The sequence below is a fragment of the Pseudomonadota bacterium genome (genome assembly GCA_022361155.1).
In the GTDB taxonomy this organism is placed as follows: Bacteria; Myxococcota_A; Polyangia; order Polyangiales; family JAKSBK01; genus JAKSBK01.
On record JAKSBK010000006.1, the window covers coordinates 21481 to 33344 of the forward strand.

Here is an 11864-nt window from a genome sequence, read left to right on the forward strand (position 1 = left end):
AGCCCGTAACCGCCCCGGAGAGTTGGAGGCACCCCAAAACCCCAAGCATGCAGGCCCGGCGCCAAGTGCACCCTTCGCTTCTCGCGGCCCTTGTAGTTGTCAAGAGCCGAGACTCGTGCGTTCTTGCAGCGTCATGTTGCTAAAGCGTGACCGCCACGCCCGCCCTGGCCATGGCGTCGACGTAGCTGTAGTAGCTCAGGGTGTCCTCGTGCAGCTCGATTTCGAGACCGGCGCTGAGCTGCCAGTGAGCGGCGGTGTCTGTGCGGGCTTACCCGACCCAGCCGTTCAGCGATTTCGAGCGTGCGCCCCCAATAGGGCAGCGAGACACCCGAGAGCAGGCGCCCGGTATCGGGATGCCTGCTGATGCACTTTCCGGAGTGAATCGCTCGGGTGGTGCGGCCCGATGCCGCTCATCGCTGCCCGGCAGCAAGGCGCGCAGCACGAGATCTTCGCCCCGACCTTGCGCAGTCATGGTGAGGTTGACGGTGTAGAGCGTTTCCGGGATCAGAAGGTCCGCGCCGTAGCCGAGTGCGACGACCTTGTAGGCGGCAATCGCAAGCGCTGGAAGCGTCAGGAGCGCAATGAGGAGCCGCGAGCGCATGTATGCAGTTCCACCTAATCAAGAATCCAGGACACTGGCAATTCGGTGTCCGAGCGGACAGGGGCGCGCGGGTTTTCGACTCCGTACCATCTACGTAGTCCAGGTAGCTCGGCCGTCAAGGCCCGGCTGGTGCGGGCAGGCGCAGGCCGGGGATGCCCCATTCGGGCTCCACAGTCCCTGCTGCTCATGCTATCGGCAGCCCCATGCTTCTGTGTTTGCGGGTCCACAACTTCGCGATCATCGAGGAACTGGAAGTCAGTTTCGAACCCGGGTTGAACGTGCTCACGGGCGAGACCGGGGCTGGCAAATCGATTCTCGTTGATGCGCTCAAGCTCGTCTTGGGCGGGCGCGCACGGGCCGAGGTCGTGCGAGCTGGCGCAAGCTCGGCCGAGATCGAGGCTCTGTTCGACATAGCGGACGACCCGCAGGCGCTCGAGCGCCTCGACGAGGCTGGCTGCCGAGAACCGGGGGATGAATTGGTAGTGCGAAGGGTGATTCAGCAAACGGGCCGCAGTCGCGCCTACCTGAACGATCGCCTGGTACCCGCGAGCCAGCTCGTACGGCTCACACAAGGACTGGCGGACATCTCTTCGCAGCACGAACACCACACGCTGGTCGATTCCGGCCGCCACTTGGTGTTTCTGGACGCCTTCGGTGAACTGACAAGCCAAAGCCAAGCCATGACGGCGGCCTACCAGCGGCTGCTCGAATCGAGCAAACGCCTGGAGCAAACACGCAGCTCGGTGCGATCGCGCATGGAGCGTGAGGACTTGCTGCGCTATCAAGTTGGCGAGATCGAGCAGGTCGAGCCGCAGCCGGGAGAGACGCAGCGGCTCAGCGAGGAACGCAACCGCTGCCAACATGCCGAGCAGCTCGGTCTGCTTGCAGCCGGCGCCGAAGAGATTCTCTACTCGGCAGACGGTGCCGCTTGCGAACGGCTTGCATCGGCTGCGCACAAGCTCGAACAGGCGGCCAGGCTCGACGTCGGACTCGCCGAGCTGGCGGGGCAGCTCACTTCGCTGCAGACCCAGGTCGAGGAAGCGGCGCGCGATGTCGGCCACTATGCCAGGAGCATAGAGACCCAACCCGAACGGCTCGCCGAGGTGCAGGCGCGCCTCGAGCAGCTCGAGCGGCTGGAACGCAAGTATGGCGGCAGCCTCGAAGCGGTGCTCGAGCACCACGAACAAGCGGTCGAGGAGCTCGGCCAGCTCGCGCGTGCGAGCGACGATCTCGAGGACTTGAGCACCGAAGTGCAGGCCGCCGTCGCCGCTGCTGGCGACGCGGCCCGCAGGCTGTCGGCGGATCGAAAGCGCGTGGCGGCCAGGCTTGCGAAGACCGTGAGCGATGAGCTGGCTTCGCTCGGCATGGGCCACGCCAAGATCTTGGTCGAGGTGGCTCAGCCCGCAGGCAAGGAGGGAGAGCTCAACCTTCTGGGCGCAAGACTGCTTCCGACCGGCATCGACCAGGTCGAGTTTCTGATCGCCACCAACCGCGGCGAGGTGCCTCGAGCATTCGGCACGATCGCCAGCGGAGGAGAGCTCTCACGCGCGATGCTCGCGCTCAAGCGCGCCCTGGCAGGCCTCGGCCCGGCCGGCGTGTATGTGTTCGATGAGGTGGATGCCGGCGTGGGGGGTGCGGTAGCGGAGGTGATCGGCCGCAAAGTCAAAGAGGTGTCGGCCCACCATCAGGTCATCTGCGTGACGCACCTCGCGCAGATTGCGGCCTTCGCGGACGCGCACTTTTCGGTGGCGAAGCACGTGCGGGCAGGTCGCACGCGCAGCCACATCCGCCGCCTTGCCGAGGCGGAAAGGGAGGGGGAGCTCGCGCGCATGATCGGTGGGCTTCGTGTGACACGCAAGACGCTGGCGGCGGCCGCGGAGATGCTGCGGGCCACGGAGCAGTAGGCGCGCGGGCATCGCATCCACCCTGCGCGGCCGGCCTCGACCGGTTATGCTTGGACGGACCCTAGGGCGACACGTCTCGAGCAGGTGTCGCGATTGCGAGGTAGCCATGAGTCTGGTCGACGACGTGCGAGTGCACTACCAGCAGCCGCAGGGCTTGTTCGTTGCTGGCAAGCAGGTACCGGCGGCTTCGGGAGCAACGTTGGAGATCGTCAATCCTGCGACATCGGAGCCTTTGGCGCGCGTGGCCGCCGCGCAGGCACAGGACGTGGACCTGGCGGTGGCTGCCGCCCGGGAGGCCTTCGAACGTGACGACTGGCGCGGTCTCGCACCCAGCAAGCGCGAGCAACTGTTGTGGCGCATCGCCGAATTGCTCCAAGAGCACGCCGATGAGCTCGGTGTGATCGAGAGCCTCAACAACGGCAAGACCCTCAGCGAGGGCAGAGGTGACGCGGGCGCGGCAGCTGACTGCTTTCGCTACTACGCGGGATCGGTGCGCCGCCTGAGGGGCGAAACGATGGATGTCGACGCGCCCAGTTTGGTCTACACCCTGCGCGAGCCCATCGGCGTGTGCGGCCAGATCGTGCCCTGGAACTATCCCCTGCTGATGGCCAGCTGGAAGGTCGCCCCTGCGCTTGCGTGCGGCTGCTGCGTGTTGCTCAAGCCGAGCGAATGGACCCCGCTGACCGCCCTGCGGCTGGCCGATCTCTGCAAGCAAGCGGGAGTGCCGGACGGCGTCGTCAACGTATTGCCGGGCGACGGGCCGGTGGCGGGTGAGGCGATCGCCCGTCACATGGGCGTCGACAAGTTGGCCTTCACCGGCTCGGTAGCGACCGCACGCAGCTTGCTCAAGGCCAGCGCCGAATCGAACCTCAAGAAACTGAGCCTCGAGCTCGGCGGCAAGTCGCCGCTGGTGGTGTTTCCGGACGCGGATCTGGATGCGGCCGCCAAGGCCGCGTTTTGGGGCATCTTCGCGAACAAGGGTGAGGTCTGCAGCGCGAGCTCTCGCTTGCTTGCGCACCGGGATATCAAGGAGCAGCTGGTCGATAGGCTGGCCAAGATGGCAACGACGATGCGGGTTGGCGATCCCCTGGATCCGGGCACCGAGATGGGAGCCATCGCCAATTCCAAACAATACGACAAGATCATACGCTACCTCGAGCTGGGCAAGCAGCAGGGTGCACGGGTGGCCGCCGGAGGCCAGGCCCTGGGAGGCAAGGGCCTGTTCGTGCAGCCCACCGTGTTCGACGATGTGACGCCGGATATGACCGTGGCCAGCGAGGAGATCTTCGGGCCGGTGCTGTCGGTGCTCGGCTTCCAGCACGAGGAGCAGGCGCTCGAGATCGCCAACGCGAGCATGTACGGGCTGGTGGCTGCGGTGTTCACGAAAGACGTGTCCCGCGCCCACCGCGTGGCCAGGGGCCTACAGGCCGGGGTGGTATGGATCAACCGCTGGAACGGCTTCGACTGTGCGGCCCCGTTCGGTGGCGTCAAATACAGTGGCTGGGGCCGCGAGCTCGGCGAGCACGCGATCGATCTCTACACCCAGACGAAGTGCGTCTGGGTCGCTTGAACAGGCCGATCATGGCAAGCGCGGCGAGCCATGCCCAGCCGCGCCAGGACCCAGCTCCGGCGCCCGAACCGGGTGCCGAGCACAGGCAAGCCCGCTCCTCGGCGTGGCCCACTGGGGGTGCGCCTCCCGCACCGAGGTAGTCCATGGCAGCGCCGCCAGAACGCTTCCGCAGCGAGCTCTGGCGGCGCGCCACATCGGCTTCGACGGGGGACGGCACAGCGGTTTGGGCGGATGGCACAGCGGCTTGGGCAGGCGGCACAGCGGCTTGGGCAGGCGGCACAGCGGCTTGGGCAGGCGGCACAGCGGTTTGGGCATGCGCCGCGGGCACGGGTGCGACGACCAGCGCGCCGAGCAGCAGTCCGCACGTCCCCAGCTCTGCAGGTCTTCCGCTCCGAGCGCCAGAGAACCCGGCCGCAGCCGCTTTTTTGTGGCTGATGTGGGACAATGGTATACATGTCGATGAGGGCACTCCGTAGTTCGAATCAAGGCGGCAGCCGGCGCGCGGTCGCCCCAACTGGCAGCCACCGCTCACGGTGGCAAGCGGCCGCGGTGTGCGCCCGGAAAGGGATCTGCGATCATGATGAGCCATTCAAGTAGTCTCGCCTCGGTGTGCAGCCTGCGGCCAGACGCGCAGGTGGATCCGAAGGGCGAACACGCCGGCGAGCGCCCCCAGATAGATAGCGATATCCGCGCCATTCTCAAGGCACCGCGCCCGGAACAGGGAGCGGTGGTGATCCCGCTCCTGCCCCGAATCCGGCAGCGTTCTTATCGCCGCTTTGCGCCTCAGGGCGTCTACGGCAAGACGCCCCGATGGATCGTGTCTCCTGAGCGTACCGCCGCCCGCGGGCTGTCGCCGGAGCCGCGGCCGGTCATGCGCTCGCCGCTACCGGTAGCGTTGCGAGAGCTCGGTTTTGCCGTGGCCATGTTGAGCGCCGGGTTGACGGGCTCGTGGCTTCAGGGTCGAGCGTTGAACCACTGGGCCGAGGCCAATCTGGCGGAGCTGAGATTGCCCGAGTCGCGCACCTTCGAGCCGCTTGGCATCACCCGACCCGTGCTGGGCAGCCCCCTGCACGAGGGTTTGGTGCTTGACCTCCACGATCGCTTCTAGCCCGCATCGGTCACCAACTTCGAGCCCGATCGGTCGAGGTGCCGGTGATAACGGCCGATCCGCAGTCGAAGCGCCGGAGGCATAGTAGACACTATGTTGAGGACGCTGAGACGAGGACGCGGCTGTTTGCGCGGGTAGATCGGCCGATGGGGCCGGAGGCTGGTGACCGATGCGGGCTAGGGGCCCCTGACCCTTGTCCCTCTCCGGAGGTACACTGCGGGGCGGAGGCGAGTGCCCATGAAGTGTAAGAGCTGCGGCGAAAGCGTAGAGGAGCTTGTGGTGGTGCGGGTGGAAGGTCGCCGCCGCAAGGTATGCGAGGACTGCGCAGAGCAATTGGCCGAGCAGGATGACATCGCCGAAGAGGCCACCAACGCGATGCGTGGCATGATGGAGTACAAGGGTTAGCGATACTCGACGCGGAAGCGCGCGGTAACTGCGGACGGCGGTTTCTGGTATGTAGCGACGCCAAACAACGAACGGCGCACGCACTGACCGAGTGCAATCCGCTTGGCACCCTTCACGATCACTCGGTCAACATGGCCTCCCGGGTTGAGACCCAGGGTGACCTCTACCGGCCGGGAGCCCTGATGCGGCGCCGCCTTGAAACAGGCTCTGATCTCGGCGCGCGCGCGCAGCAGACCGGCCCGCACCACAAAAGCCGACAGGGGTCCGCTCACGGCCAGCCGCGTGAAGTGGACCCAGCGATCCCGCGGTTTCGGCAAGGGACCCGGGTTCGGGGGGATGACCGCTGCGGCACCGCCGACCTTGGATGAGGCGACCGGCTCCCTTTTGGTGACCGTGGCTGTCCGGGTGCGGGCCGATTCTGCGCTTGGGGTGTTGCTCGATGCGGCACGCGCCCGTCCGGTTGCTGCCGCAGGCAGCCTGCGTTGGCCGGGGTGCTCGATCGCCAGGTTCCGATGGTCCGGGCTTGGCTTACCTTGCCGGCGCCGGCGTCGCTCACTGCGGCGGCCCCTGGCGTCGCCCTTACGCGGCCGGCGCGACTTTGCCGAAGCCGCGGCTCGTCGCCGGCTGCCTGATGTAGGGGATCGACTGGGCCGGGCCGCGCTCGGCGGCCGGTCAGGCCCGCGCGCGGACGGAGTTACCCCCGCACCGGTTGGCCCGCGTGTTTCCAACCGGCGATCGTGTTGCTTCGAGGCTGCCTCGGCACGGAGCTCGTGGGCGTCCAGCCGATTCGTCGCTCGTTCGGGCGCTTCTGGCATGGGAGCCGGCCGGACGCGTGCAACGGTTGCGGATGACCCGGGGGTTTCGACCGCGGTCTCGGGTGCTTCGGTCGCTGCGGGCGGACTGCCGGACGCCGGCCGCTTTGCTGGCTGCTTCGATGCGCCTGGCGCCCTGGTAACGGGGTCAGCCTCGATATCGTGCGCTGCGCCCGATGCGGCCGGTGCCCCGGCTGTCTCGCCTCCCCACAACGGCGAGTCAGGGGCGAAGCTCCAGGTGACCACGACAGCTGCCGCCACGAGCGACACGGCTCCAGCTACGACCGGCGCCACGCGCCTCGCGCGACGGCCGGGCGCCGAGGCAACCGCGCGGGTGCGCTTTGGCGGTGTCGCGAAGGGAAGCAGCGCGTCAGCAAAGGCATCGGCGTCCTGCCAGCGGTCTTCGGGCTGTTTCGCCAGAGCGCGCATGACCACCCGCTCCAGACCGCGAGGCACCTCGGGTCGCAGGCGGCGGATCGGCCTGGGTTTTCCGCGCGCGATCTGCCCGATGATCTCGGTCACGTCCTCACCGTCGAACGGCAACTGCCCGGTAAGCGCCTCGTAGAGCACGACGCCGAGCGCGTAGATATCGCAGCGAAGGTCGATATCTATGCGGCCTGCTACCTGCTCGGGGGACATGAACTCCGGTGTGCCGAGCAGGTGTCCGGGTTGGGTCAAGCGCGGCCGAGGGCCCGAGGTGCGTATGTCGCTCTTTTCCTGGCCATCGAACGAGACTTGGCAAATCCCGAAATCCAGCACCTTGATGATGGGCTCTCCCCCTTCCGGGTCGTCGCACAAGAACAGGTTGTCCGGTTTCAGATCGCGGTGGACGATTTCATGGCGGTGAGCCGAGGCGACCGCGCGTATGGCGGGCAAGATCAGACGCACTGCTTTGGCCGGGTCGAGGGCGCCACGGCCTACGACGTCCGCCAGCGACCGTCCTTCCAGCCGCTCGATGACCATGTAGACCGACTCGCCGTCCCTGCCTACGTCGTACACCTTGACGATGTTGGAGTGGTCGATGCTGGCGATCGCGCGCGCCTCCCGCAGGAATCTCTCGGTCACTTCGGTGTGTCCGGCCCAGGCTGGCAGCATGTACTTGAGGGCCATGCGCCGATGGGTGTGGACATGGGTGACAGCAAACACCTTGCTGGTTCCGCCCGAGCCCAACAGACCGCCGACCAGGTACTTTCCGGCGACGATGTCGCCCCGCCGCGGCATGCGCTCCCGGGCCACGCTCACAGTGCTCCCTGGCCTGCCTATGCCTCTGAGGGCCCGTGGCACGCTAACCTGTGCAAATCGCAGAGGGCCGGACGCCGCTGGCAAGGCGCGACCACGGGGAACGCCGTGGATATTTCTTGCAGGACGAACACAGCCAACGACCTTTGGAGCCTAAGCATAGCGTCAGCTAGACCTACCAAGAGCAGCCACCTGGCCAAGGGTGACGCCGTCCGGCGGCAATAGGGGCAACCCATGCTACATCCTAGCACCATGTGGGAAGAGGTGCGAATAGAACCCGATCCGATCACCCGCGCTCCCGGCCCTGCCCCTTCTCTTACTTAGCCATGGCTCGCGCACGACCTGCCGCGATGCCGATCAGCAGCGCCCGGCCGGCGAAGATCGCTTGGCGGATTCATGGCACGGCTTGCATGCGCGGTCAAAGGATCAACACCGGCACGCCTTAGGTGCGCGCGCTCGGGAGCGCCTGGCGCTATCATCGGAGCACGACCACGCCGCGACCCCGTCCTGCGCCCCGAAAGAACGCCCCATCAGGATCCCTGCGGTTGGTCGAGCCCCAGCAGGTGCAGGAAGAACGCGTAGACCAGCGCGCGGCGCCGCAAACGCTTGAAACGCCCTGAAGCGCCGCCGTGACCGCTTTCGAGGTCCACGTCGAGCACCAGCAGATGGTCATCGGTTTTGTGCGTGCGCAAGCGGGCCACCCACTTCGCCGGCTCCCAATACTGCACCTGCGAATCGTGCACGCCCGTCGTCACGATCAGGTGAGGGTAATCCTGGCGTTTGACATTGTCGTACGGCGAATAGGACAGCATGTAATCGTACGAATCCTTGTTGGCCGGGTCGCCCCACTCGTCGAATTCGTTGGTCGTGAGCGGAATGCTCTCATCCAGCATGGTGGTGACCACGTCCACGAAGGGAACTCCCGCGTGCATGGCGAGATAGAGCTCGGGGCGCATGTTGGCCACCGCGCCGATCAACAGTCCTCCCGCACTCTGACCCTCGGCTACGACCTTGCTGCCATGGGCATACTTGAGCTCCACAAGACGCTCGGTGACGTCGATGAAGTCCGTGAAGGTGTTGAGCTTCCTGAACATCTTGCCGTCTTCGTACCAGCCGCGTCCGAGCTCTTGACCGCCTCGCACGTGAGCGATGGCGATCGCGATTCCACGATCGAGCAGACTCAGCCAGCCGCTGCGAAAATAGGGGTCGCTCGAGCTCCCATAGGAACCGTATCCGTACACGAAGAGCGGGCTGCTTCCATCCCGCTTGAAGCCCTCGGGATAGACCAGCGAGACGGGCACCTGGGTCCCGTCGCGGGCGGACACGAACAGGCGCTCGGTAGCGTAGTTCGACGGATCGAACCCCCCAAGCACTTCATCTTGCTTGAGCAGCTTGCGTTCGCGCGTTTCCATGTCCATTTCAAACACCGAATCGGGTGTCACCGGCGAACTGTAGGCGAAGCGCAAGCTCCGCACGTCCGTACTCGGATTGTCATGTGATGCGGCGACATAGACCTGCTCCGGGAACTCGATGTAATAGCCCGGGTGGTCTTTGTTGGTTGTTCCTCGCGGCACGACGCGAAGCTGCCGCAAGGCGTTGAGACGCTCACCCACGACGAGGTAGTCAGCGAAGGGGAGCACGTCGGTCAGCAACACGTCGTTGCGATGCGGAATGACCTCACGCCAGGCCTTCTTGTCGGACGAGCGTTCGACCTTCACCTTCATCAAGCGGAAGTTCTTGGCCTTCCAGTTCGTTCGAATGTAGAAGACGTCATCGATGTGGTCGATCTGGTACTCGTGATTCGGCTCTCGCGCCAGCACGGCGCGAAACGTTCCGTGGGGGTCGTTGGCCGAGAGCACTCGCGACTCGGTAACCAGCGTACTGTCGAGATCGATCACGACGAGCTCGCGCGAGCGTGAGCGCCGCACACGCAGATAGAAAGCTTCGTCCGGCTCGTCGTGAACCAGCACGTCCTGGTCGAGCGGCGTGCCGAGCGTATGACGCCATACCTGATGCGTGCGCAGCGTGCCGAGTTCCTTCTTGACGTAGAAGATGGTCCTGTCGTCCGCGGCCCAGGCCAGCGAGGTCGACACGTTTGGGATGGCGTCCAGGTAGTGCTCGCCGGTGCGCAGGTCCTTGAAGCGGAGCGTGTAGAGACGTCGGCTGCCCGTGTCGTCGGCGTAGGCAAGAATCTGCTCGTTCTCGCTAACGGTCAGTCCCGCAGCCGCGTAGTACGTCTTGCCCCGCGCGAGCTCGTTCGCGTCGAGGATCACCTGCTCCGGTGCTTCCATGGAGCCATGGCGGCGGCAATAAATGGGGTACTCCTTGCCCTGCTCGTAGCGAGAGTAGTACCAGTAGTTGCGCCGGCGCGTAGGCACGTCGCGGTCGTCTTGCTTGATGCGACCCTTGAGCTCCTGGAACAGCGCCTGCTGCAGCCCGTCGGTGGAGCCCAAGACCTTCTTGAGGTAGTCGTTTTCGGCTTTGAGGTAGGCCAGGACCTCCGGGTCCTTACGCTCGTCGTCTCGAAGCCAGTAGTATTCGTCCACGCGCGTGTGACCGTGTGTCGTCAGCTCGTGAGGTTTCTTGTGCGCAAGCGGGGGTTGGGGCCGGGACGGGATGGAACTCACGGGTGCTCTCCTGTTCTGGACGCTGTGGGCCGCGCCGCAAGCAAGACAAACGAATCCTGTGGTCAAGAAGCCGACCGCCTGCAGTAGATTCATGGACACCTCTGTTTACGAGCTAGGTTCTGTCCGAAATGGCTCTGCTATTCCTCGGTCCGCGCCTGCGGGCGCGCTCGCTCTGGCATCGGCTCTGAGCAGAAACGGGGGGTTCGGAAAGGAGCGAGCTAGGGCAAGGAGAGGGTACGTTCATAGCACGATTGCCGCCTCGCAAGCTCACGCCCAGCTTGCGGTCGCGTAGCAGGTCCAGGATACTAGGGGCTGGCGGATGAATAACCGATCCGTTTCGCCGGTTCTGACCACCGCTGGCTATGTTGCTCCTGTTCTTCCGCGGGCCCTAAGTACATACATGCATCCGGCTGCCCAGTATCTTCGTGAGCGGATCGCCGACCTGCAGGCAGTCTACCTTTTTGGCTCACAGGCAAGCGCCGAGGCCAGCCCTCGGAGCGACGTTGACCTGGCGCTGTTGGCCGAAAGGCCGTTGAATGCTGCCCGCCGCTGGCGGCTGCAGGAAGAGTTGGCGAGCCTGCTGAGACGGGACGTGGATCTGGTCGACTTGCGTTCGGCCTCCACGGTAATGCGCGTGCAGGTGATCGATCGCGGGCTGGTGATTGCGGACGTGCAGCAAAACGCGCGCGAGCTGTTCGAGGCCATCGCTCTGAGCGACTACACCCGACTGAACGAGGAGCGCAAGGCGATCATCGAAGACATCCGCGAGCGCGGCAGCGTATATGGATGACGTCGCGGTCAACAAGGCAGCGAGTATCGAGCGCTGCATCAAGCGCATCAACGAGGAGTATCGCGGCGACGCGAGCAATCTGCGCGCGAACATCACTCGCCAGGATTCCATCGTTCTCAATCTTCAGCGGGCCTGCGAAGCAGCTATCGACCTTGCCATGCACCTGGTGCGCAAGCACAAGTTGGGCGTGCCGCAAGAGACGCGTGAGGCCTTCGAAAAGTTGGAGTCCGCAAGCGTGCTGGATGCACGACTGTCCCGTTCGCTCCGGTCGATGGTGGGGTTTCGCAACATCGCGGTCCATGACTACCGCAAGCTCGATCTCGAGATCGTGCAGGCCATCATCGATAAGCACCTCGACGATCTGCTCGAGTTCACGCGACTGACGCTCGAGCGCGAGGCCTAGGGCCTAGCTTGACACTTTTTTACAAGGACGCCACGGCTTCGGGCACTGGCGTGGCGCCATTGTACTATCGATCGAATCGAGCGAGGCAGCGGCCCTGAAAGCGTTGGCGCCATCCCGACGCTGTGGCAAAGTTTAGGGCGTGGAGGAGCGCCGCGTCGGCGCGTTGACGGCCGCAAGAAACTCAAAGAGAGCACCAATTCCATGAGCACCATCGTCACGTTCGGAGAGGTCATGCTGCGGCTGTCGCCGCCGGGTTACACGCGCCTCACGCAGGCCACGTCTCTGGACCTCAAGTTCGGGGGAGCGGAGGCCAACGTTGCCGTGGCGCTCGCGCAGCTGGGTCTGGATGCGCGCTTCGTGACCGTTCTGCCAGACAACGACCTGGCCCAAGCCTGCATCAATCAG

At 65.2% G+C, this 11864-nt stretch carries 10 protein-coding genes; 7 read left to right on the forward strand and 3 right to left on the reverse strand.

From position 1 onward, the window contains the following. Positions 1-268: 268 nt before the first annotated feature. The gene (locus MJD61_00185) at positions 269-601 is read right to left on the reverse strand and encodes a hypothetical protein (GenBank protein ID MCG8553696.1); all 333 of its coding nucleotides are present in this window, start codon (positions 599-601) and stop codon (positions 269-271) included. A gap of 203 nt (positions 602-804) precedes the next feature. Here MJD61_00185 and recN point away from each other — a divergent pair, with 203 nt between their 5' ends. The 4 genes from recN (at position 805) to MJD61_00205 (ending at position 5588) form a co-directional block, all read left to right on the forward strand. Continuing rightward, positions 805-2505: a DNA repair protein RecN gene (gene recN / locus MJD61_00190; GenBank protein ID MCG8553697.1), complete on the forward strand. Its 1701-nt coding sequence runs from the start codon at positions 805-807 to the stop codon at positions 2503-2505. A 106-nt stretch (positions 2506-2611) separates the two neighbouring features. Continuing rightward, the gene (locus MJD61_00195) at positions 2612-4075 is read left to right on the forward strand and encodes an aldehyde dehydrogenase family protein (protein ID MCG8553698.1); all 1464 of its coding nucleotides are present in this window, start codon (positions 2612-2614) and stop codon (positions 4073-4075) included. Positions 4076-4652: 577 nt separating this feature from the next. Further along, a complete protein-coding gene (locus MJD61_00200; GenBank protein MCG8553699.1) occupies positions 4653-5183 on the forward strand; it encodes a hypothetical protein in 531 nt (176 codons plus the stop codon). Between the two features lie 237 nt (positions 5184-5420). Continuing rightward, positions 5421-5588, forward strand: a complete 168-nt coding sequence (locus MJD61_00205; protein ID MCG8553700.1) for a hypothetical protein — start codon at positions 5421-5423, stop codon at positions 5586-5588. Here the strand turns inward: MJD61_00205 and MJD61_00210 are convergent. Further along, positions 5585-7642 (reverse strand): protein kinase, encoded by a 2058-nt coding sequence (locus MJD61_00210; protein ID MCG8553701.1) that lies wholly within the window; start codon positions 7640-7642, stop codon positions 5585-5587. The two genes, MJD61_00205 and MJD61_00210, sit on opposite strands and share 4 nt — an antisense overlap. Before the next feature lie 527 nt (positions 7643-8169). After that, complete coding sequence (locus MJD61_00215; GenBank protein MCG8553702.1) at positions 8170-10266, reverse strand: S9 family peptidase; 2097 nt, start codon at positions 10264-10266, stop codon at positions 8170-8172. A gap of 319 nt (positions 10267-10585) precedes the next feature. On the opposite strand from MJD61_00215, the gene MJD61_00220 reads away from it, so the two are divergent. The 3 genes from MJD61_00220 to MJD61_00230 form a co-directional block, all read left to right on the forward strand. Continuing rightward, positions 10586-11056 (forward strand): nucleotidyltransferase domain-containing protein, encoded by a 471-nt coding sequence (locus tag MJD61_00220; GenBank protein ID MCG8553703.1) that lies wholly within the window; start codon positions 10586-10588, stop codon positions 11054-11056. Continuing rightward, positions 11049-11459, forward strand: a complete 411-nt coding sequence (locus MJD61_00225) for a DUF86 domain-containing protein (GenBank protein ID MCG8553704.1) — start codon at positions 11049-11051, stop codon at positions 11457-11459. The genes MJD61_00220 and MJD61_00225 overlap by 8 nt, the downstream gene beginning before the upstream one ends. Positions 11460-11660: 201 nt before the next feature. Further along, on the forward strand, positions 11661-11864 hold a 204-nt coding region (locus tag MJD61_00230; protein ID MCG8553705.1), incomplete at its 3' end, for a PfkB family carbohydrate kinase.

Excerpts from the sequence above, each read along its gene's own strand:
- MJD61_00185 (MCG8553696.1), bottom strand. The coding sequence starts at position 601 with ATGCGCTCGCGGCTCCTCATTGCGCTCCTGACGCTTCCAGCGCTTGCG.
- recN (MCG8553697.1), top strand. The coding sequence starts at position 805 with ATGCTTCTGTGTTTGCGGGTCCACAACTTCGCGATCATCGAGGAACTG.
- MJD61_00195 (MCG8553698.1), top strand. The coding sequence starts at position 2,612 with ATGAGTCTGGTCGACGACGTGCGAGTGCACTACCAGCAGCCGCAGGGC.
- MJD61_00200 (MCG8553699.1), top strand. The coding sequence starts at position 4,653 with ATGATGAGCCATTCAAGTAGTCTCGCCTCGGTGTGCAGCCTGCGGCCA.
- MJD61_00205 (MCG8553700.1), top strand. The coding sequence starts at position 5,421 with ATGAAGTGTAAGAGCTGCGGCGAAAGCGTAGAGGAGCTTGTGGTGGTG.
- MJD61_00220 (MCG8553703.1), top strand. The coding sequence starts at position 10,586 with ATGAATAACCGATCCGTTTCGCCGGTTCTGACCACCGCTGGCTATGTT.
- MJD61_00225 (MCG8553704.1), top strand. The coding sequence starts at position 11,049 with ATGGATGACGTCGCGGTCAACAAGGCAGCGAGTATCGAGCGCTGCATC.